Source organism: Aquimarina aquimarini (assembly GCF_900299535.1).
Taxonomy (GTDB): Bacteria; Bacteroidota; Bacteroidia; order Flavobacteriales; family Flavobacteriaceae; genus Aquimarina; species Aquimarina aquimarini.
In genome coordinates this window covers 1-23,003 of the sequence record NZ_OMKE01000020.1, presented here as the reverse complement: position 1 = coordinate 23,003, position 23,003 = coordinate 1, and the positions used below count along the sequence as shown (strand labels likewise).

At 32.7% G+C, this 23,003-nt stretch carries 19 protein-coding genes; 5 read left to right on the top strand and 14 right to left on the bottom strand.

Annotated elements, in window-relative coordinates:
- The first annotated feature begins 143 nt into the window (after nucleotides 1-143).
- Complete coding sequence (locus DG508_RS10525; RefSeq protein ID WP_108868099.1) at nucleotides 144-2,348, top strand: hybrid sensor histidine kinase/response regulator; 2,205 nt, start codon at nucleotides 144-146, stop codon at nucleotides 2,346-2,348.
- Between the two features lie 18 nt (nucleotides 2,349-2,366).
- On the opposite strand, the gene lpxB is transcribed toward DG508_RS10525, so the two are convergent.
- The 3 genes from lpxB to surE all read right to left on the bottom strand — a co-directional run bounded on the left by lpxB (nucleotide 2,367) and on the right by surE (nucleotide 4,628).
- Nucleotides 2,367-3,482: a lipid-A-disaccharide synthase gene (gene lpxB, locus DG508_RS10520; RefSeq protein ID WP_108868098.1), complete on the bottom strand. Its 1,116-nt coding sequence runs from the start codon at nucleotides 3,480-3,482 to the stop codon at nucleotides 2,367-2,369.
- 74 nt (nucleotides 3,483-3,556) lie between these two features.
- Nucleotides 3,557-3,853: a hypothetical protein gene (locus DG508_RS10515; RefSeq protein ID WP_234418217.1), complete on the bottom strand. Its 297-nt coding sequence runs from the start codon at nucleotides 3,851-3,853 to the stop codon at nucleotides 3,557-3,559.
- Nucleotides 3,846-4,628, bottom strand: coding sequence for a 5'/3'-nucleotidase SurE (gene surE, locus DG508_RS10510; RefSeq protein WP_108868097.1), 783 nt, complete (start codon nucleotides 4,626-4,628; stop codon nucleotides 3,846-3,848). The genes DG508_RS10515 and surE overlap by 8 nt, the downstream gene beginning before the upstream one ends.
- 262 nt (nucleotides 4,629-4,890) lie before the next feature.
- Between surE and DG508_RS10505 the strand changes: the two genes are divergently transcribed.
- Together DG508_RS10505 and DG508_RS10500 are read left to right on the top strand one after the other, a co-directional pair.
- Nucleotides 4,891-7,026 carry a carboxy terminal-processing peptidase gene (locus DG508_RS10505; RefSeq protein ID WP_108868096.1) on the top strand — a complete coding sequence of 712 codons (2,136 nt, stop codon included), beginning with the start codon at nucleotides 4,891-4,893 and terminating at the stop codon, nucleotides 7,024-7,026.
- Nucleotides 7,027-7,034: 8 nt separating this feature from the next.
- Nucleotides 7,035-8,147 (top strand): ABC transporter permease, encoded by a 1,113-nt coding sequence (locus DG508_RS10500; protein ID WP_108868095.1) that lies wholly within the window; start codon nucleotides 7,035-7,037, stop codon nucleotides 8,145-8,147.
- A 95-nt stretch (nucleotides 8,148-8,242) separates the two neighbouring features.
- On the opposite strand, the gene DG508_RS10495 is transcribed toward DG508_RS10500, so the two are convergent.
- The 3 genes from DG508_RS10495 to DG508_RS10485 form a co-directional block, all read right to left on the bottom strand.
- The gene (locus DG508_RS10495; protein WP_108868094.1) at nucleotides 8,243-8,446 is read right to left on the bottom strand and encodes a hypothetical protein; all 204 of its coding nucleotides are present in this window, start codon (nucleotides 8,444-8,446) and stop codon (nucleotides 8,243-8,245) included.
- Between the two features lie 261 nt (nucleotides 8,447-8,707).
- Nucleotides 8,708-8,917 carry a hypothetical protein gene (locus DG508_RS10490; protein WP_108868093.1) on the bottom strand — a complete coding sequence of 70 codons (210 nt, stop codon included), beginning with the start codon at nucleotides 8,915-8,917 and terminating at the stop codon, nucleotides 8,708-8,710.
- A gap of 23 nt (nucleotides 8,918-8,940) precedes the next feature.
- The gene (locus tag DG508_RS10485; RefSeq protein ID WP_108868092.1) at nucleotides 8,941-10,530 is read right to left on the bottom strand and encodes a vitamin K epoxide reductase family protein; all 1,590 of its coding nucleotides are present in this window, start codon (nucleotides 10,528-10,530) and stop codon (nucleotides 8,941-8,943) included.
- 309 nt (nucleotides 10,531-10,839) lie between these two features.
- Here DG508_RS10485 and DG508_RS10480 point away from each other — a divergent pair, with 309 nt between their 5' ends.
- Complete coding sequence (locus DG508_RS10480; RefSeq protein ID WP_108868091.1) at nucleotides 10,840-11,637, top strand: DNA/RNA non-specific endonuclease; 798 nt, start codon at nucleotides 10,840-10,842, stop codon at nucleotides 11,635-11,637.
- A gap of 8 nt (nucleotides 11,638-11,645) precedes the next feature.
- On the opposite strand, the gene rodA is transcribed toward DG508_RS10480, so the two are convergent.
- From rodA to purH, 6 genes are all read right to left on the bottom strand, one after another.
- Complete coding sequence (gene rodA / locus DG508_RS21180) at nucleotides 11,646-13,112, bottom strand: rod shape-determining protein RodA (protein WP_199912778.1); 1,467 nt, start codon at nucleotides 13,110-13,112, stop codon at nucleotides 11,646-11,648.
- Complete coding sequence (gene mrdA, locus DG508_RS10465) at nucleotides 13,112-14,983, bottom strand: penicillin-binding protein 2 (protein ID WP_108868090.1); 1,872 nt, start codon at nucleotides 14,981-14,983, stop codon at nucleotides 13,112-13,114. Before mrdA ends, rodA begins: the two co-directional genes overlap by 1 nt.
- Nucleotides 14,980-15,486, bottom strand: coding sequence for a rod shape-determining protein MreD (locus tag DG508_RS10460; RefSeq protein WP_108868089.1), 507 nt, complete (start codon nucleotides 15,484-15,486; stop codon nucleotides 14,980-14,982). The genes mrdA and DG508_RS10460 overlap by 4 nt, the downstream gene beginning before the upstream one ends.
- A gap of 3 nt (nucleotides 15,487-15,489) precedes the next feature.
- Nucleotides 15,490-16,305 carry a rod shape-determining protein MreC gene (mreC, locus tag DG508_RS10455; protein WP_108868088.1) on the bottom strand — a complete coding sequence of 272 codons (816 nt, stop codon included), beginning with the start codon at nucleotides 16,303-16,305 and terminating at the stop codon, nucleotides 15,490-15,492.
- A 134-nt stretch (nucleotides 16,306-16,439) separates the two neighbouring features.
- On the bottom strand, nucleotides 16,440-17,468 hold the full coding sequence (locus tag DG508_RS10450; protein ID WP_103069858.1) for a rod shape-determining protein: 1,029 nt from the start codon (nucleotides 17,466-17,468) through the stop codon (nucleotides 16,440-16,442).
- Nucleotides 17,469-17,511: 43 nt separating this feature from the next.
- On the bottom strand, nucleotides 17,512-19,044 hold the full coding sequence (gene purH, locus DG508_RS10445; protein WP_108868087.1) for a bifunctional phosphoribosylaminoimidazolecarboxamide formyltransferase/IMP cyclohydrolase: 1,533 nt from the start codon (nucleotides 19,042-19,044) through the stop codon (nucleotides 17,512-17,514).
- Between the two features lie 151 nt (nucleotides 19,045-19,195).
- On the opposite strand from purH, the gene DG508_RS10440 reads away from it, so the two are divergent.
- Nucleotides 19,196-20,449 carry an ABC transporter permease gene (locus DG508_RS10440; RefSeq protein WP_108868086.1) on the top strand — a complete coding sequence of 418 codons (1,254 nt, stop codon included), beginning with the start codon at nucleotides 19,196-19,198 and terminating at the stop codon, nucleotides 20,447-20,449.
- Nucleotides 20,450-20,552: 103 nt separating this feature from the next.
- On the opposite strand, the gene DG508_RS10435 is transcribed toward DG508_RS10440, so the two are convergent.
- Nucleotides 20,553-21,428, bottom strand: a complete 876-nt coding sequence (locus DG508_RS10435; RefSeq protein WP_103864002.1) for a PorP/SprF family type IX secretion system membrane protein — start codon at nucleotides 21,426-21,428, stop codon at nucleotides 20,553-20,555.
- Between the two features lie 56 nt (nucleotides 21,429-21,484).
- Nucleotides 21,485-23,003, bottom strand: a 1,519-nt coding sequence (locus DG508_RS10430) for an Ig-like domain-containing protein (RefSeq protein ID WP_159090791.1), incomplete at its 5' end; no start/stop codon positions are given.

Below are 23,003 nucleotides of genomic sequence, written 5' to 3'. Positions count from 1 at the left end.
GTATTCTAGTAAAAATACTTTTGGTCTGAGGTAAAATATGACAAAATATTGTAGGTGTAATTTTACATAATTTGTTTAAAATTTAGGATTAGGGAGTGTTTTTTTTTGATATATTAATGCGTTGAAAATCAAACTCTTCAAAAATGAAATCCTGTGCGTGTCTATATGTCTTGTATTTACTGGTTAATTTGAGTGCAATACCTGTAAAAGCCCAGATTTCTGATAAAGAAATTAGTATAGACAGCGTAAGAAGTATCTTAAAAGAATCTTCAGAATCATTTTCTGCAAAAACAAAAGAAGGAGAAGAAAAAGGAACTTACCTATTAGAATATGCAGAGAATTTAGTAAAAGAAATAAATGACCCCTATATAAAACTTGAAGTTAATAAGGCAATAATAGATTTTTTTTTTCAAAGAAGAGATACTATAAAAGCAGAAGAGTATCTGGCAGAAAATTTTAAGATAATAAAAGAGTTAAATGATCAAAGAGAATTAGGTCTGTACTATGAGTCTATGGGCATATTTGAACTGGAGAAAGGAAATAAAAAAGAAGGACATCATGCTTTTCTTACTGCAGAAAAATTATTGCGCAAATATGGAAAGAAAGAAGATGTAATCGATATCAATTATAATTTGTGCTTATTGTATTTAAGGGAGAAAAAATGGAACTTGGTTATTGTGCATGCCTTGAGGTCTATAGATGCAGTAGTTAATACACAAGTTAAGAGGAATAGAAAAAGAAATCTAAACCTGTTTTTGGCAGAAGGCTATATAAATTTAGGTCAATTTGATAAAGCTCGAAGTTGCTTTGATATCATAGAGAAAGAAAAATCAACATATGCTACTGATCTTAATTTTAAAGGTAAATTATTTTATGCAAAAGGATTTTATTACGAAAAACAAAACAATTATAAAAAAGCCTCATTTCTCTATAGTCAGTCCTCAAAAAGTTTTTCTGAACATTATAATAAGAGATCAAGAGAAATAAGCACAACTCGTATTTTATCAAATAAATTAAATTTAAAAGAAGAAGAAAATAAAAGAATTAGGGTAGAGAATGAACTAAAAGAATCCCAAATAAAAACGAATAAATATATTATTCTACTCTCAAGCGTGCTTATTATTGGATTAATCGCATTGAGTGTAGCACAAAACAGAAAATCTAAATATAAATCAAAAGTAAATGCTTTATTGAGCTCTAGTAATAATAAGCTTAAAGAAGCAAATGAAAAAGTTGACAAAGCATTACGGGCAAAATCGGATTTTTTAGATTCAGTAACCCATGAGCTTTTTACACCTCTTACCACTATAAAAGGAATTGTCTTCTTATTACAAAAAGAAAAATTAACAATAAGTCAAAAAAAACAATTAAAACTGATCTCTATGTCTAGTGATCAGTTATTGAATTTACTTACCGATGTTATTCATCTAAACAATCTTGAAAAGGATAAGTTTGAATTGAAACATGAAGTTTTTGATTTAAAAACATTATTAGAAAACCTAATAGATTTTTCTGTAGTTATGAAGGGGAATAATAATGTAATTAATAAAAGGATAGATAATGATATCCCAGAAAACCTTATAGGAGATATGCTCAAGGTGTCTCAAGTATTTCTCAAAATATTGGAGAATGCATTAAAGTTTACCAAATATGGAGATATAGATATAAAAGTTGTGTTAGAATCAAAAACAGAAGATAAGGCCAAAATTAGGTTTTCTATAAGAGATACTGGTATAGGGATGACTAAAACACAAATAGATAAAGCATTTGAAAACTTTGATCAAGGCTCGGTAAAAGTAAATAGAAAATTTGGAGGGACTGGATTGGGGTTATCTATAGCAAAAAAAATACTAGAGTTGCATAATAGTAGTATCACTATAAAATCCAAACCAGGAAAAGGAACTAAAATTTCGTTTAAGATCGATTTTGATATTCCTGAAAAAAGTGCTGAGGAAAATAAGATATTTGCTGATAGTAGAGATGAATTGCAAAAAAATATAAATGTTCTGCTGGTAGAGGATAATAAAGTAAATCAGTTAATAACTAAAAAAATAATTTCGGATTATGGTTTTACATGTGATTCAGCTTATGATGGGAAAGAGGCTATTGATATGGTGAGAAGTAATAAATACTCTATGATATTAATGGATATTATGATGCCTAACATGGATGGTTTTGAAGCTACAAAACATATTAAAAAATATGACAAAAAAATACCAGTTGTTGCGTTGACAGCAATCTCAGAAAAGTTAAATAAAGATAAGTTTGATGAGGTAGGTATTGCAACTATTCTTCATAAGCCAGTAAATCCTGAATTATTATACAAAACAATTATGAGTTGTTCATGAATAATGGGTGAGAACCCCTTATTTTTCTTTTATAGCATTAATAATGGATTTGGCTGTTTTTTCATTAGCTCCCCTACCACCAAGGTTTTTTTCTAGATCATAGTAATCCAAAAACATAACAGCTCTTTTGTAATCATCGATAATGATAGAAAGTTCTTCTTTGAGTTTTTCAGAAGTAAAATCATTTTGAATTAATTCTTTTACAACTGGTTTGTCCATAATAAGATTTACCAGAGAAATATAATCCAGATTAATGATTCGTTTTGCAATTTGATAAGAAATATAGCTTCCTTTATAGCAAACTACCTGTGGTACTTTGAATAATGCGGTTTCTAAAGTAGCGGTCCCAGAAGTTACTAATGCCGCATTACTTAAACTTAATAAGTCATATGTTTTATTCATAATAAGATGAACTCCTTCTTTTTTGATAAAAGGAGTATAGAAAGAAGCATCTTGGCTAGGAGCACCAGCAATGACAAATTGGTAATCAGGAAAATCATCTACCACAGAAAGCATTACCTCAAGCATTTTTCGAATTTCTTGTTTTCTACTTCCTGGTAATATAGCTATAATAGGACGTTCATCTAATTTGTATTCAGCTTTAAAGGTCTCAGGCATGACCTGATTATGTTCTGAAATAGCATCGATCAATGGGTGGCCAACAAACTCAACATTATAATTGTGTTTTTTATAAAAATCTTTGACAAAAGGTAAGATCACATACATGTGGTCAATAGTAGATTTTATAGTCTTGATCCGCCCAGGCCTAGAAGCCCATACTTGCGGACTGATATAATAATGAGTATTAAATCCACATGGTTTTGCCCATTTTGCGATACGTAAATTAAATCCTGAATTATCTATAAAGATAAGTGCATCTGGCTGGTATTGCATAATATCTTTTTTACAATACCCTATTAGTTTTAATATCTTTAGAAGATTAGTTATTATTTCTAAAAAACCCATAAATGCCCGCTCTTTATAATGTACTACCAAAGAGCCACCAACTGCCTGCATAAGATCGCCACCCCAAAATCTAAATTCTGCCTGAGGGTCTTCTTTAAGAATGGATTTCATAAGATTGGAACCGTGTAAATCACCGGAAGCCTCTCCTGCAAGAAGGTAATATTTCATGTGTTATTTATTATAAGCTATTATTAATTATAACAGCGTTTTTTTCAAAATTAACTAGTCTAGGATGTCATATGTTATGCAAATTTACTAATTGCAATAAAAACAGCCGCAATAAGTGTAGCAAGAAGCACGCCACGAGCACGATATATGTTATTTTTTCTTAAAAAAAGAAAGAAAATAATCAAATTTGGGATGGCCCCTAGTACAATTAAGCTGCCTAAAGAATCATTTGCTATAGATGCTTTTACGGTTTCTGTAAATGAAAGACCTTGATTGCTAAGTGCAGAAAAAATAAATACACATACAATAAAACCAATACTATTACCAAGTAAAGCTATAACAAGACCAATACTAATTTCTTTTTTAATCATTTAATGACCAGTTGTTTAATTCTTGAATAAAGTGATGGGCAGTGAGATCAAATTGTGTAGGTACTATAGAGATATAACCATGATGTAGTGCCCACTCATCAGTATCTTCGCCTTTGTCTTCGTTTATGAATTCACCAGAAAGCCAATAATACTCTCTACCCATTGGGTTTGTTCTTTTGTCAAATTTTTCAACCCAATGCGCATTTGCCTGACGACAAATTCTTACTCCTTTTATTTCTTCTTTAGCTAGTTTGGGGATATTTACATTAAGAACAACACCTTTTGGTAATCCGTTTTTTAACACGTTTTCAACGATAGTTTTCACATGTTTTTTGCAAGGCTCGAAGTCTGCATCCATGCCGTAATCTAGCAATGAGAATCCAATAGCAGGAATTCCTTCAATACCAGCTTCAACAGCAGCACTCATAGTTCCAGAATAGATTACATTGATTGCAGAATTAGAACCATGGTTAATTCCACTCACACATAAATCTGGTTTTCTTTCTAGAATTTGTCGTGAAGCCATTTTTACACAATCTACAGGAGTACCAGAACAGCTATATTCTTTTTGGGGTTCACTTTTATCAATGGTCACAGGGTCACAATACAAGGTGCTATTAATTGTTATGGCATGTCCCATACCGCTTTGAGGACTATCAGGAGCAACTACGACCACATCACCTATTTCATTCATAACACTAATAAGAGCACGTATTCCTGGAGCAGTAATACCATCATCATTAGTAACTAAAATTAGTGGTTTTTTGTGTGCCATGACCTTGTTTTTTTTGCGAAGGTAAAAATACACTTTTTTAGATGAATAAAAGATATAGTAGATGTCAATATCAAATCAAACAATAGTCATAAAAAAACTAATTAATAACCGATAAGTAATAAATGTATACAAGAGATGTTTTGAATAAGCAAAAGTGGATTGAATAATATTAGTTCATTTAAGAAAATTTTAGTAATATTACCTGTTATTGGCACGATTTTTAATGTATTTTGCCTGTAGAATCCCTAAATTAAATGAGCGTATGAAAAAGAGTTTTTTGATTTTGATGCTTACCGTGATTGTTTCGGCGGCTTCTTGTAGTTTTACGACCAAGGTTGAAAATGATCCAGATAAAGATAAATTGTTAATAGATTTAATTAGCTATGTCTTAGGAAAAGGGCATTATGATGCAAAGAATATTAATGATGATTTTTCTAAAGAAGTTTTCTCTGATTATATAGACGCATTAGATCCTCTAAAGCGGTATTTTTATAAAAGTGATATCGACGAATTTAAGAGATATGAGAAGTTGGTAGATGATGAAATCAGAAATAAAGAAATCACCTTTTTTAATTTAACATACAATCGTCTGCAACAAAGAATGGCAGAGGCAAGAATCTTACATAAAGAAATTCTAGAAAAACCATTTAATTTCGAGAAAAACGAAAGTATCGATACAGATTATGAAAAGTTACCGTATGTAGCAAGTAAAATTGATATGAGAAATCGTTGGAGATTACAGCTTAAATTTAATGTGTTGTCCAGTTATTATGATAAAGTCGAAGAGCAAATAGATTCTGTAACCAAAAACAGTAATTATAAAAGAAAAACTTCGGTTGTTTTAGAGCAAGAAGCTCGTGAAATGACAGAAAAATCTTTAAAAGATTATTTTGAAATTGCAGATGATTTAGAAAGAAAAGATTGGTTTTCTATTTATATAAACTCTATAGTAGAAGAATTTGATCCTCATACCTATTATTTTGCACCTCAAGACAAAGACCGATTTGATATTGCAATGTCTGGAAAACTTGAAGGAATAGGAGCAAGGCTACAGAAAAAAAATAATAATGTAGAAGTAATAGAAGTTATTTCTGGTGGGCCAGCATGGAGAGGTAATGAAGTAGAAGTTGGTGATCTTATCTTAAAAGTAAAACAAGAAGATGAGAAAGAACCAGTAAGTATCGTAGGAATGCGCCTTGATGATGCTGTAAGCCTTATAAAAGGACCAAAAGGAACCAAAGTTACTCTAGTTGTAAAAAAAGTAGATGGAACTACTGAGTTTATAGAGATTACAAGAGATATTGTTGAGTTAGAAGAAACATATGCAAAATCATCTATTGTAAAAAAGAATGATAAAACATTTGGAATAGTGAATCTGCCAAAGTTTTATTTTAATATGCAAGATTATAACCAACGTAATGCTGCCAAAGATGTAAAACAAGAGATTATTCGTCTTAAAGAACAAAATATGGACGGATTGGTAATAGATCTTAGAGATAATGGAGGAGGTTCTTTGCAAACAGTAGTAGATATTGCTGGGTTGTTTATAGAAAAAGGACCTGTAGTACAAGTAAGAACAAAAGGAGAATCTCCAGAAGTCTTGAGCGATAAAGATAGAAGTATACTTTGGGATGGCCCATTAGTGATTTTGGTAAATGAATTATCAGCTTCGGCTTCAGAAATTTTAGCAGCAGCAATGCAAGATTATAAAAGAGCAATTATTATAGGAAGTAAACAAACCTATGGTAAGGGAACTGTGCAGAATGTAATGGATCTTAATAGATGGATGCGTAGTAATGATTTTGGAGATCTAGGAGCATTAAAACTTACTACACAGAAGTTTTATAGAGTGAATGGTGGTTCAACACAATTAGAAGGAGTAAAGAGTGATGTTGTTGTTCCTGATCGTTATAGTTATATTGATATAGGAGAAAAAGATCAGGAAAACCCATTGCCATGGGATAAAATTGCTGCAGCAGATTATAAAATTTGGAACGGTTATATTGATTTTGATCAGACAATCAATAATAGTAAAGAGCGAATGTTAAAAAATGATCAATTAAAATTGATCGAAGAAAATGCAAAGTGGGTAAGACAAAGAAGAGATGTTAATATGTACTCTTTGCAATATGATGAGTATAAATCGAATATAGCTGCCAATGAGAAACAGGTTGAACGATTTAAAGCAATAGGAGACTATAAAACTAATTTAACATTTCAGTCATTACCTTACGAAAAGAAAATGATGAAAGAGGATTCAATTTTAGAAAGAAAAAGAAACAGATGGCACGAAAGTCTTAGTAAAGATGTTTATGTTGAAGAAGCAATTAGTGTACTTGAAGATCTGAAAATCAATAACATTAGAAGGTCTAAAAACCCAGTTTCACTAAAGAATTAAGAGGTGTAATGCCAGAAATAAAATCAAACTCTCTGAGTAAATTAGCGCTCCAAAAATTCAAAAAGAATTTTTGGGGCGTTTTAAGTTTTAGTTTTATTGTTTTTTGTGCAATTATAGCTGTCTTTGCATATGTTTTAGCTCCTGATAACTCTCAGAATGCTAATCAAATGCACTTGTCTATCCACTCCAAATCTCCAGGGTTTAAGGTTCAGATGCTTACTATTCCCTCAAAAGAAGTAACAGATCAATCCTTTTTGAATACAACTTTTTTTGGTAAAAAAAACACAGATACAGAAATTCCAATAGAACGCTATGTTCTAAAAAGTGATGCGCTCAAAATTTACCCGTATAGTGAAGGAGAAGTGATAGAGCTATCAAAGGAAATTAACTTTGAAAAATTTCCAGCTGGTTTAACTTCTCAAGAAATAGTTTCAACCTATGTACAATCCAAAACTTTTATTCTAGGAACAGATAAGTATGGAAGAGACTTGTTGAGTAGAATGTTGATAGGGATCCGTATATCATTTGCTATAGGATTTGTGGCAGTGTTGATCTCTTTGATTCTAGGGATATCTTTGGGAGCAATTGCAGGCTATTTTGGAGGCAAGGTAGATGCGATCATTATGTGGTTGATAAATGTTACGTGGTCAATACCTACTTTGTTATTAGTTATTGCTATTACATTAGCCTTAGGGAAAGGATTTTGGCAAGTTTTTGTTGCAGTAGGGTTGACAATGTGGGTAGAAGTGGCTAGAGTGGTTAGAGGACAAGTTTTAAGTGTGAAGCAAATGCAGTATGTTACTGCTGCAAAAGCATTAGGATTTACTAACTCTAGAATTATTATAAAACATATACTCCCAAATAGTTTAGCGCCCGTAATTGTGATTTCTGCTGCAAACTTTGCTGGTGCAATTCTTATAGAAAGTGGGCTTAGCTTTTTAGGAATAGGAGCCCAACCACCTATGGCAAGTTGGGGGGCAATGATCAAAGATCATTATTCTTATATCATCCTTGGTAAAGCTTATCTTGCAGTTATACCTGGATTAGGTATTATGAGTTTAGTAATGGCATTTATGTTGATAGGTAATGCACTACGTGACGCATTAGATGTAAAAAGATAGTATAGTTTGATTACTTTTTTTCAAAAAGAAAAAACGAAATTAAATTAACATAAGGAGATTAAAACTCTAGAGTTTTAATCTCCTTATGTTAATGCTTAAAAACATGCGCAATATCCATTCTGATAAGATCCTCCACTATGAGGGCCTACACCACATTGCCATTGTGCAGTTCCACAGCACTCAGGATCACTACTAGGGTAGCATCTTATTAGGATAGGTCTACCTCCTCCAGAGATTGATTTCTGATCTTTTTTTTCGATTTTTTGAGTACCTTCTAAGCTTAAAATTTTACGTAACATAATGAATGAAAAATTAAAGTTAATAAATTATTTAATTACTTATATAGAACGATATTTTGTTTTGAAAAATGAAAACAGCATTCATTATAAAGTAAAGCGTATTTATTATAATTTTTACTAAGTCACTGTTTTTGTTTCTATTAAGATAACGCTATGAGCAAGGTTATCGTATGTGTTTTTATTAGTTATTGGTACTGTATCTGTAACTCTGGTCTTTGAAATAACTTAATTAATTGTTCCTTCAAAGCTAAAAAGGAGATGTTAATGCCCCAAACCAGGCACAGGATTAGAACCATCAGGACAAATACTATCACACGAGATGGCAATGATTTCAAGATAACCACCATTACCCATTACGATACACCCGCAGTGATCTGTTGAGGGAAACGGAAAAGTGCCTCCTTTAATACTGGATTGTTGATTCTTGTCGATTTCTTGAATATCTTTTAATTTCAAAATTTTTGTTAACATGTTATATCGGTTTTAAGGTATGATTATATGGTCACAGCATTATGAGATTCTTCAAGTTGATTGGTGTGATTTTCGATCATCATGCTCATAAAATGAAAGAATTCTTGGTAATTGTACTTTTTTGGATATAGTTTGGTATTGATAAGCGTAGCAGGTGTGTAATACAAATTGTTTTTATCTGCCCATTCAGACTGCTGCTTCAAGATGTCTACATATTCTTGAGTGTTTTGGGGAACAGCATGTTTTTTAAGCCATTTGCTATGCGTTCTGTCTGCAAACCAATTATTGTAAGCAAGAATAAATTTGTCAGCTCCTTGATTGCGATAGATATCAAAAAGAGTAAGGGCTATTTGGGTGGCTTTATCATTGACATCATTATGTTTAATATTGAGTCTAATAATTATCTGAATTTGATCTCCCATGGTTTTTAGAGTGCGTGTATACGCTTCAAATGCATCTTTACAGTATCCGCACATTGGATTGGTAAGGCTAATAATTTTGAAAGTAGCATTTGGATTACCCAAAACAATTTCATGAGGGATAGTCTTGTTGTCTTCTATTCTTTCTGAACTATTAAATAAATGATTGTAGATCTGCTCGTCTCTTTTGAAATGATTTAGCTTTAAGTTTTCTGCTTTAAATTTTTTGTTTTCTTTTATTTTCTCTTTTGCATATAAAAAGCCTAATGTAAATAACGAGGCTACAATAATAAAACTGGTAATTTCGAGAAGATCTAATTTGATAGGGATATTGAGTATTGCTATCACCACTAAGCCTATGGATACTGATCCCATAGCTAAACAAATCGCACACCATTTTTTTATAATAAACGCTTGAGAATACAATGAGTATGCAATAAAAGGAATACCAATTAGAGATGAGACCAATAATGTGCTGTTAAATCCATAAAACAATTGGTGTAATAATATTGAACCAAAAAAGGCCATTCCAGCATCTGCTAAAGAAAAATTAGGGAATAATTTTCCGCTATTATTATTTATAACTTCTCCGCAATTTGTATTACCTACCGATGTACAAAATTGATGTATTGTTTGTGATTGTATCCCTAAACTTTCTCGTATTGCAAAAAAGCTTAAAATAGTACCAGTAATTGACAAAGCAATAAAAACTAAATGATGTATAACCCATGGTCTATTGTAGAGTACAAAGAGTGTACTAATGCATAAACCAGCCAATATTAGATTCTGAAAAATAGATTTATCAGAAATAAGTTTTTGTTTTGTGTTATATTCAACTGCGATAACTTTAGGAACCCATATATCTTTGAACTCTTCTAGGGTAAGTTTGTTTTTCTTTAAACCTGTGTGTTTTAACTCTATATTGTTGCCTTTTTTGATTACAGTTACAATTTCTTCTTTGTTGTCTAATGTGATCAAGGTGATAAAACATTCTGGTAATTGATCTAATGCTTCACTAGGAACTTCTACAGCTATGTTATCTATATCAAAATAATCCAATGTATCAGTAATAGATTGAAAACTTGGATAATTTGGGTGTATTTGCAATTGTAGTTCCAGATCTTTTTTGTCGTAATTACCAATTCTGTTATTGATTAAAGTAGTTTCAACAATTTTTTCTATAGTAGTATTCATCTATGTCTGGTTAGAATTGTTATATGTTTAAGTATGGGTGTTTTTTAAAAATCTAACTAACACTGCGTAGTAAGTAACTGAATGGTTTTAATATTTGTAATACAGATGTTATTTTATAAAAAAAACACTTTGTCTAATGTAAAGATTTTATTGTCTAAAGCAACAAGGGTTTAGCTCAAAAAAAAGAAGGAAAAACCACATCGTATGATTGTTTAATGTAATATATGTAGAAATAATAAAGGTTATAGGGTTTTTGAAAACGATAGGAGTGCGCATTTTGTTATTTTTGTCTCGCCTAAAAAATAGCACATGAATAGAAAGTATATATACCCAATGTTGATTATCATTGTTACCGTTGGATTTTATTATTTTGAAGGATACCTAGATAATAATAGAACTATACCGAATGAAGAAAGCGAAAATGGTAATAAAGGTTTTTTCTATCTCCCTACATCTACTACAGGTTCAGTAATAATTCATAACAATTATTCATTATCATATTCTGAGAAGCATGAACAAGCAGAATGGGTGGCTTATGAATTAAAGAAAGAGCATATGTCCTCAAATAATTTTAAACGACCATTCTTTGAAGAAGATAGAAAAGTAAAAACATCCTCTGCTGATTGGCGTAATTATAAAAAATCAGGATACGATAGAGGGCATTTATGTCCTGCGGGAGATAGAAGATTTACATATAAAGCTTTTGAAGAAACTTTTCTTACTTCTAATATATCGCCAATGAATCATGAGTTTAATAGTGGTGTATGGAATGATCTGGAGAAAAAGGTAAGGTATTGGGCAAAAACATATAATGCAATCTATGTGGTTACGGGAGGAGTATTGGTAAATGATCTTTCTACGATAGGGTATGAGCATGTCTCTGTGCCAAGATATTTTTATAAAGTTGTTCTTGATAACTCTTCTGCAAACCCAAAAATGATAGGTTTTTTAATTCCTCATACTGATACACAAAAAAAACTACAAGAATTTGTAGTACCTGTGGATAAAATAGAAGAATTAACAGGGATTGATTTCTTTGATAAACTTGATGATAAAACTGAAAATAAGTTGGAATCATCAATAACCATCAAAAAATGGAAATTCTAAGAGTTAAACTACCATTCATTAACACGATTAGAATCCAGCTTAATAAAAATAAATAGTAAAATTGTAAAGCCCCATAATCCAGAGCCTCCGTAGCTAAAGAAAGGTAGCGGAATTCCAATAGTTGGCATAAGCCCCGTTACCATGCCTATATTAATAGCAAAATGAATAAATAAAATACCAATAACACTATAACCATACACTCTACTGAATTGAGACTTTTGTCTTTCTGCAAGATGAATAAGGCGGATTAATAAAAGAACAAACAGAATTATAATTAGAGTGGCTCCTAGAAAACCCCATTCCTCACCCACGGTACTAAAAATGTAATCAGTACTTTGTTCAGGTACAAATCCACCTTTGGTTTGCGTTCCTTCTTTCCATCCTTTACCAGTCCATCCACCACTACCGATAGCGATTTCACTTTGATTGGTGTTATATCCTATTCCTTTTGAATCGACTTCCTTGCCTAGAACGATATTAAATCGGTCACGATGCCTTTGCTCGAATACGTTATTAAAAATATAATTGACTGAGAAACAAAACCCTGTGATGACAATAAAAACAAGGATAAATCTTGAATATCTTATTTTTTGCCTTTCAGAAGATTTCTTTTTGCTTAATAAGCCAATAAAAAAACCAATGGCAATTATTAATAGCGATATGATAGTTAGGTTAATAATATGTGACAGTATACCTAGTTTAGTAACTATTGATTCTATGTTTAGAATGAAGTATAATACAATTAATATAGATATAGATAACCCAGTGGTTAAGTGTATTTTTGATTTTCTTTCTCTATGCGTATAGATTGATTTGGAGATTAAAAATCCAATTAAAAATAAAAGAGCTCCTATGACTACAAAAACAGGGCTATAGAGTAGTGTAAGGACAAATAATATGGCAGCAGCAGCTCCTACAATTAGATAAATAGCAGCGAGTCCTTCTCTGTAAAGAGGAAAGAAAAAAGCGGCATAGACCAATGCACTTCCAGGGTCGGGTTGAGGAATAATAATTATCGCTGGAATCGCAATGATTAAAAAAGCTCTTACCTGATGCCCCAAAAGGTTAATATTGGTCTGCATGTCGCTAAGAAATTTAGCAAGAGCTAATGCAGTACAGGCTTTAGCAAATTCTGATGGCTGTATACTAGCTGGCCCTAATTGATACCAAGAAGTCGCACCAGAGATGGTTTTTCCGAATACAAATAGACCTAATAAAGATAATAGTGATATTACATAGATTAGTCCAGCGAAACGTTCATAAAATTTAACCTCGACTGCTTGAGTAATAATAATAAGAACAATACTGAATAAGATCCAGTAGGCTTGCCTTACATACGCGTGAGAAAAATCGGTTAAAGAAAAAGCTTCGTTATCATAGGAGGAGGAATAGATATTTCCCCATCCAAAACCAACTAGGGCTATAAATAATAAGACTGTGATCCAATCTATTGCTGCTATACTGGATTTTGCCATTATTGATTAATTTTAAAAGGTTCGCCACTATATTGTTTTGCATATTCTTCTTCTAGACTATGAGTGAGAAGCCATTTTTCTAAATCTGTTCTGGAAATAGTGCCGTTAATATGTTTTTCTATCATTAAAGAGGCTATTTTACCTGCATAACGAGATCCCCAGTATCCATTTTCTATAAATACTGCAATGGCAATTTTTGGGTTGTCTTTAGGAGCAAATGCAATAAATACAGAGTGATCGGTGAGCTGTGTTCTTTTGCCATTGATTTTAGTAAAGTTTTCTGCTGTTCCTGTTTTTCCGCAAATTTCGATTCCTTCAACTTGTAAAGAGAGTGCGGTACCTTGGGTGTATACCTGATGCATTCCTTCTATAACAGGTTCAAAATGTTCTTTATCAATGGTTGTTACCTTTGGAGTAGTATAATTTTCATTTTCTATAGGTTTTCCATTAACATTCTTTATGATATGAGGTGTGTAATAAAATCCTCTGTTGGCAATTGCCGCAGTCATATTGGCAAGCTGGATAGGTGTTGCTATAACTTCACCTTGCCCAATAGAGTTTGATAATGTAGCAGTGGCATACCATTTATAGGTTGGATATTGGTATATTTTATTGTAATACTCAGAGGTAGGTACTTTTCCTCGTTTTCCCGTTGGTAAATCATACCCTAGGTAGTTTCCTAAGCCAAAACTTTGTACATGCTCTCTCCATGTATCAATTCCTTTTTGAGGCGTGTCGTATTTTTCAATAATTCGTCTATAAACAGTAGCAAAATAAGCATTACAGGAATTGGCTATTCCTGGAATCATACTTAGTGGACTTCTGTGTGAGTGACAGCCTAGTTTTCGGCCATTTTTTCCATAGTAATATCCCATCCTACAAGAAATACCTTCTTTTACATCAATGACATTTTCTTGTAGTCCAATTAATGCGTTTATTGTTTTGAATGGGGAGCCAGGGGGGTATTCACCTTTTAATCCTCTGTCATAAAGTGGCTTTCCGATAGTGTCATAAACTAGTTTAGTGAAATTAGGAGATCTTTTTCTTCCTACTAGTAATTCTGGTTTGTAGGTTGGTGCAGTCACCAAAGCTAAAATTTCTCCTGATGCTGGTTCAAGAACCACAATACCACCACGTTTATTCTCCATTAATTTTTGCCCATACGCCTGTAGTTTACTGTCTAAGGTCAGGGTAAGATCTTTTCCATTTACAGGTAAAGTGTCAAATTTACCATTTTTATAGGGGCCAATATCTCTATTAAACCTGTCTTTTTGAATACGTTTAACCCCTTTAATCCCTCTAAGCTCTTTTTCATACTGTTTTTCTACACCACCAATGCCAATAAGATCACCTGATAGATAATAAGGATCTTTTCTGATCAAAGCGTCATTTACCTCTCCAATATACCCTAAAACATTGGCAGCACCTGTAGTTTGATATTCTCTTAAGGAACGTTTCTGAATATAAAAACCGTCGAATTTCCGCATCTTTTCCTGTAGGTACGCATATTCATCCTTAGTTAATTGTGGGATTACGATAGAGGGAACTCTAGGAGAATAGACTCTGGCTTTTTTTAGTCTTTTTTTTAACTTTTCTTTTGTGATATTAAGAATAGAACAAAACTCTAACGTATCAAAAGGTTTCAATTCTCTGGGGATTACCATAACGTCATAAGAAGGTTGATTGGTAACCAGTAGCTTACCGTCTCTATCATAGATAGCTCCTCTCTGGGGGTAATCATATATTACTTTTATAGCATTGTCCTCTGATAATGAAGCATAAGACGTGTTGTAAATTTGTAGATAAAATAGTCTTGCAATAAATACAATACCAGTAGTAATAATAATTAGGTAGAGTAATAACTTTCTCATGAATTATTTCTTCTAAACAATGCCAAAACTAACATAGTGATTACGATAGTAAATAAACTAGATAATAACGTTTTTTTGATAATTAATAGTATGTGAGAAAAGTTAAAAATTTCTAGTGAGAAAAGTACAATATGATGTGTTAAAACCATTAAGATTACATAAGCAAAACGTTCTCCAAATCTAACATTGCTTAATTTTACAGTTTGAAACTCATAACTTAGTCCAAATACAGAACGCAATGCTATAGGTCGAAAAAAAGCAATAATGGTACAGGCGGCAGCATGCACCCCTCCAGAATCTCCAAACATATCAATAGTCAATCCTAGCATAAAACTTACTACCAAAAAAAGACTTCTATTGATATTGATAGGAGCAAGAAGAATAAAAATAATATAAATATAAGGGTTTAGATATCCTAAAAAATTAATGTGATTAAGTACCATAGTCTGAACCAAAATCAAAACAATGAACCGTGTGATATGTAGTAGTGTATCTTTATTCATGAATTAATCCTCTAGACTTTTGATTTCTTCAATATCTCTGCTCTTTATTGTATACACAAAACCAATATCACTCATGTCATTAAACAGTTTGATGTCTATCAAATAATAACTTTTATTTTGATTGAGTTTATAGCTTGCGATAGTTCCTATTCCTATGCCTCTAGGAAAAATAGTAGAACGCCCGTGAGTAATAATTGTGTCACCTTCTTTGAGAATAGCTTGTCTGGGGATGGTTTCTAATTGAACAATATTTGGGTCCTTGCCATTCCAAACTAGTGAGCCGTATTGATTTGATTTTTTAAGACCAGCATTGATTCTGGAATTACTATTGAGAATAGATATAACTCTACTGTAATTTTTTGATGTGTTTTCTACAATACCAATGATACCTTTGTCTGTGATTACTCCCATATCAGGGAAAATACTGTCGTTCTCTCCTTTATCAATAAGAATATAATTATCAATTTTACTGTAATCGTTTTTAATGACTCTAGCTTTGGTAAAGGTGTAGGGTTTGTCAAACGATAATGTATCTGTTTTTTTGATATCAGTAGGTTTTAATCCTAATAAAACACTCAACTGATTGCGTAGATTTTCATTTTCTGCTAATAAACGTTCGTTTTCTCCTTTTAAGCCGAAATAATCACTGGTAGAATTTTGCCACCCATATAAGCCTCCGCTAAAAAAATTGGTAGAACTTATAAACTTACTCTTGTGGTATGAATGAGATTGTATTGTAAATATCAATGATAAAAACAATAATAATAAGAATAGCAGAAAATGTTTATTCTTTATTAAAAAATTAATAATCTGCTGCATGATTTACAATATGATAACTTTCTTGGTTAAACCTTCTGTAATACATTGCTAGTTCATATTTAGCAAGTGTCAAAGCAGGATAACGTAAAATCAGAAATTTAGGTATATTTTAAGAATGTTTTTTTTCAAAAACATTATTTTATAAGCACACTTTTATATCTGTTTAAATTTTTGAGTGTGATTCCTGTTCCTCTTACTACTGCTCTCAACGGATCTTCTGCAATGTATACAGGTAGATCGGTTTTTTGTGATAAACGTTTATCTAGTCCGCGAAGCATTGATCCTCCACCAGCAAGATAGATTCCTGTGTTATAGATATCAGCTGCAAGTTCAGGAGGAGTTTGTGATAAGGTTTCCATTACTGCATCTTCAATTCGTAAAATTGATTTATCTAAAGCTTTTGCCATCTCTCTAAAAGAAATCTGCACTTGTTTTGGCTTTCCTGTAAGAAGATCACGTCCTTGAACATTCATTTCTTCTGGGGGTAATTCTAGATCTTCTGTTGCAGCACCAATTTGTATTTTTATTTTCTCTGCAGTACGTTCTCCAACATATAAGTTATGTTGTGTACGCATATAGTATATAATATCATTGGTAAAAACATCTCCTGCAATTTTTACAGATTTGTCACAAACAATTCCGCCTAAAGCAATAACCGCAATTTCGGTAGTACCTCCACCTATATCAACAATCATATTTCCTTTGGGTTGCATAATATCTACGCCTATTCCTATGGCTGCAGCCATGGGTTCATGAATAAGATATACTTCTTTTCCGTTTACGCGCTCGGCACTTTCTTTTACAGCACGCATTTCTACCTCTGTAATCCCAGAAGGAATACAAATAACCATACGTAATGCAGGAGCAAATAGTTTCTTTTTTAATGCTGGAATATCTTTGATAAACATGCTAATCATTTTTTCACTAGCATCAAAGTCAGCAATAACCCCATCTTTCAATGGCCTTATGGTTTTTATGTTTTCATGAGTTTTTCCTTGCATCATAGCAGCTTCTTTTCCTGCTGCAATAATTTTGCCAGTCATTATATCTCTGGCTACAATAGAGGGACTGTCCACAACTACTTTGTCATTGTGAATTACTAGCGTATTGGCGGTACCTAAATCTATTGCAATCTCTTCGGTAAAGAAGTCAAAAAATCCCATAAAAGTCGAAAAAAGGGGTTAAAATTCAGTAAATGTAATAAAATTAATGTTTAAAATGACGTGTTCCTGTCATAACCATTGCAATTCCGTTTTCATCACAGTAATCAATACTTAATTGATCCTTGATAGATCCTCCAGGTTGAATTACCGCTTTTATGCCTGCATTATCTGCTAATTCTACACAATCAGGAAAAGGAAAAAAAGCATCACTAGCCATTACTGCTCCATTAAGATCAAAATCAAAAGCTCGCGCTTTTTCTACAGATTGTTTTAATGCATCTACTCTTGATGTTTGTCCTGTTCCACTAGCTAGTAATTGTTTTTCTTTGGTAAACACAATCGTGTTTGATTTGGTATGTTTACATATTTTTGAAGCAAACAAAAGATCTTCTATCTGTGCTGCAGTAGGAGCAGTCTTTGTAACAGTATTTAGATCGTCTGTAGTATCGGTTTTAAGATCTTTATCTTGTACCAATGCCCCATTTAAGCATGATCTTATTTGTGTTTCTGGCAGATCAATTTCTTTTTGTACCAGAATGATTCTATTTTTCTTTCCTTTTAAAATTTCAATAGCTTCACTACTGAAAGAAGGAGCAATAACTACTTCACAAAATAATTTATGAATTTCTTCTGCTGTTGCTTTGTCAATTTCTGTATTACTAATCAAGATTCCTCCAAAAGCAGAAACTGGATCACCTGCTAATGCATCAACATAAGATTTGAGAACAGTTTCTCTTTGAGCCAAACCACAAGCATTATTATGCTTTAATATTGCAAATGTGGGAGCTTCTCCTTTGAATTCATACATAAGATTTACCGCAGCATCTACATCAAGGAGGTTGTTGTAAGACAGTTCTTTACCATGTAGTTTGTCAAACATAGCTTCAAAATCCCCAAAGAAAAATCCTTTTTGATGAGGGTTTTCTCCATAACGTAATGTTTTTCCTTTTGTCTCGCTTACTTTTAGAGAAGGAATTGTATGGTTACTATTAAAATAGTTAAAAATTGCAGTATCATAGTGAGAAGATACATTAAAAGCTTTTGCAGCAAAACGTTTTCTATCTTCGATTGTAATAGTACCATTACCTTCTGAGATGACAGATAAAAACTCAGCATAATCATCAACAGAAGCTACACAAGTAACGTCTGCAAAATTTTTGGCAGCTGCTCTAATCAATGAAATTCCTCCGATATCTATTTTTTCGATAATATCTTGTTCAGAAGCACCAGAAGCTACTGTTTTTTCAAAAGGATATAAGTCAACAATGACTATGTCAATTTGTGGAATCTCATATTGCTCAAGTTCTGCAACATCACTATCATTATTCTGACGGTTTAAAATTCCTCCAAAAACTTTAGGATGTAAGGTTTTAACTCTTCCTCCAAGAATTGAAGGATATGAAGTAACATCTTCTACTGGAATGACATTAATACCAAGATCTCTGATAAATTTTTCAGTTCCACCTGTAGAATAAATTGTAATTCCAAGTTCGTCTAATTTTTTTACGATCGGAGCTAATCCGTCTTTACTGAATACAGAAATTAATGCAGATTTAGCAGTTTTTGTGTTGCTCATGAGAAAATTTAGTTTGTAAAACGCAAAAGTAGCAATTTAGTAGTCAATTAGACAACCAATTATATGTAATTGTTTTTATTAAATTGTAACAAAAAGATAAGGAATACGTCCTATCTTTAAATAATCCAAAATTCAGTTCAAAAAACAAAGCATGCTCATCTATCTTAGAGTACTTAAAGAAAGTTTTAATTTTGCGGTTAATGCGCTTGTAAATAACAAGTTGCGTACATTTCTTTCTTTATTGGGAGTTACCATAGGTATTTTCTCAATAATTGGAGTTCTTGCGGCAGTAGATTCATTAAAACAAGAGATAAAAGGAAGTATCAGTTCATTAGATAATAGCACTATTTATGTGATGCGTTTTTCTTTTGGACCTACAGATATTCCACAATGGAAAAGAGAACAATTTCCTGATGTTACTTTTGAAGAATACCAATATATCAAAAGATCAATGCCTAATGTCAAAGCAACAAGTTTTATTCTGAATGTAGGTGAAGAAACGATTAAGTATGAGGATAATAGTGTAAGTAATGTGCAGGTTGCTCCTGTAACAAATGATTATTATGATATAGAAGAGCTACAGGTAGTCAATGGTAGATTTTATAATGAGCAGGAATCTGTTGCTGGAGCTCCTGTGATAGTTATTGGTGATCAGATTGCTAATAGTTTGTTTGGAGGGGTGGATCCTATTGGTAAAAAAGTGCGTTTATATGGTAGAAAACTTACTGTGATCGGAGTGCTGAAAAAAGAAGGAACTGGACTTTTTGGGGATAGTAAAGATACGGTGGTAATTCTTCCTGTTAATTTAGTAAGAAGAATGTATGGGGATAATAATAAATCAGTTTTTCCTGCCATTATCATCAAACCAGAATCAGATATTGATACTCCCGAGTTTGTGGCTTTGCTAAAACAGAAAATTAGAGCACATCGTGGTTTAAAACCAGATGAGGTAGATGATTTTTTTGTGAATCAATTACAAGGATTTACTGATTTTATTGATAATATAACCAGTACAATGTCTACTATAGGTGGTTTTATAGGTATGTTTTCTTTGTTGGTAGGAGGTTTTGGAATTGCAAATATTATGTTTGTAAGTGTAAAAGAACGAACCAACCTAATCGGGATACAAAAAGCTTTGGGGGCTAAAAAAAGGTTTATATTATTTCAGTTCCTGTTTGAGGCAATTATTTTGGCTGTTTTTGGTGGTTTGATAGGGCTTATACTAGTTTGGCTAATATCAATATCGGCATCACAATTTACAGGGGATTTTCAATTTATCCTTTCTGGATCGAATATGTTTTGGGGTATGTTTTCTTCTACTATAATTGGTTTGATTGCAGGAATTTTACCTGCTATATCAGCTTCTAGATTAGATCCTGTAGAGGCTATTAGAACAGGAATGTAATACTAAAACAACAAGATTTTTAATACATACGCACACTATTTGCAAATAGTGTGCGTATGTGTTGGATATTGTATGCTTAGTTTCTTGTCTAAGTATATATTACTTAATTTAACTTAAACTTTAAAATAATTTCATGAGTTCCGTTGGTGTATGTATTAACATCTGTGGTGGTATGCTCATAGGCATATCCAAAGGTTAGTACATTTTCAAGGAAACTTGTGGTCAGAAACATGGTTACGCTTTCGTCTAGCCTATAATTAGCTCCTAACTCTATTCGCTCTTTGTATAGTAATGAACTTGTAAGGTCTAATGAGAATGGAGCTCCTGTTACTACTTTTCCTAATACAGACGGGCGTAATTTGAAATCTGGACTAATATCAAAATCATATCCACCTCCCATAAAAAATTGCGTATCATCACTTGCAGATACAGGGTTTACTCCTTCTTTTTCGTACCTATCATTAGAAAGAAGGCTAGGAGCAGACACAGATATATAATACTTAGGAGCTTTAAGATAAAACCCTACTCCAACATTGGGATTAAAAGTACTTATGTTCTCTGCAAATAAAGGGTCATCTTCAATACCAACTTTATTGAGATCAATCTTTAAGAAAGATCCTCCGGCTTTTATTCCTGCATAGAGATCTAGCTCTTCTGCTAGCTTAAGTTTGTATGAGAAATCAGCATATAAATGCGTTTCATCTAGTACAAAAACTTTGTCGCTTACTACAGTTAGCCCAACTCCTATTTTGTCACTAACAGGAGTGTTTACATTAAAATTAAGAGTTTCAGGCCCTCCTTGAACTCCTGTCCATTGACTTCTAACCCCGAATACAGCTTCAAGATTTCCGCTAGTTCCTGCATAAGCAGGAGTAATAACATTCATATTGTATCGGTACATGCTAAAATGTGGGTCTTGCTGTGCATTACATATGAATGAAGTAGCAAGTGTGAAAAATATATATTGTAAATATTTCATTTTTATTTTTTTTATAGAAATAATAAGATTTTACCTTTTTATGGACTTGAAATCATTTAATAGTTAATATAGATCCAGCCATTAAAAGGAGGGATTTCTGGATTACCAGTTTCTATAACATAATAATAAGCTCCTGCTGGCAAAGTGTCGTTTCCAAATGTAGAACGACCATTAGACTCTCCGTTCCAATTGTTTTGATAGTCTACCGCTTCAAACACTTTTTTACCAGATCTGTTAAATACTTGAATCATATGATTCGCAAAATTCTCAATACCTTCTATCACCCAAGTGTCATTGATTCCGTCACCATTAGGAGAAAATCCTTTGTCAAATGTAAGTGTAGTCGTAGCAATAGGAGTTTCTGTTTCTATTACAAAGTTTGATGAATCTGTAGTACCTATTCCAGTGTTTCCAGCAACATCGGTTATTCCAATGTTATTTATTGTAATCACATTGGTAGCATCATCTAGTTCTGTATTTGGAGTATAGGTGGCAGTATATGTAATACCTCCATCTGTTGAGCTTACGTCAGATAGTGTTCCGTTTGGTATAGTAAGATCAGTATTATCAAAACCAGTAACTATTTCAGAAAATGTGAAAGTAACTGTTGCAGTTTGACCTGTTGATAGCATAGTTTCATCCATAACGATCGTTGCAGTAGGAGCATTTGTATCGATTGTGAAATTAGGAGAATCTGTTGTTCCTGTACCTGGATTACTAGTGGTATCTGTTATTCCCGTATTGTCAATAGTGATTACATTGGTTGCATCTTCTACACTAGTATTAGGAGTGTAGGTTGCAGTGTAGGTAATCCCACCATCTGTTGAGCTTACTGCAGATAGTGTTCCGTTTGGTGTTGTAGTAATATCAGTATTGGTAAATCCAGTTACGGCTTCAGAGAAAGTAAAGGTTACGATTACTGTCTCACCTGTGATAATATTAGTATCACTCATTGTTATCGTTGCGGTAGGAGCAACAGTGTCTACTAATACAGCTGTGGTGCTTCCTATGCTATTTAATGTGGTATTTAGGTCGTTGTTAATAGCATCTCTTAGCGTTCCGCCATTGGTATTTAATGTTTCTATTGCTATTCCATCGGTGTCCTGTTCTCCTGCTTGTACGGTATAACGAAATAATAATGCCGAAGTTCCACTTCCGCTTAAATAAACAGCTTGTCTGGTTGTGGTACCTATAGTAAGGCTTAATTGCGGAGTTCCACCAGTGGTATTTACTGTTACATTCTTATTGATGTTTATTACAAAATCTAAATTTTGCCCTGTTATGTAAGTTGCATTTGCGGGTACATTAACACTGATTATTATTGGAGGCGAAGTGTTATCTACTACAAAAGTATTATTGTTTGTTCCTGTTGGTGTTAAATTAGTCAATGCATTCCCTGAAGCATCTGCAATGTCTTGCCCACCTGCAAAGTCTAAAGTAACTGTTGCGTTTAACCCTGCTAAGTCTCCACCAGAAGTAGTTACTCTGTATACATTACCGCTTGGGTTTGTTACCGAAGTAATTGTAGCTGTTGTTCCGCTCACTGTAAAATCTGCTGTATTCACATTGCTTACC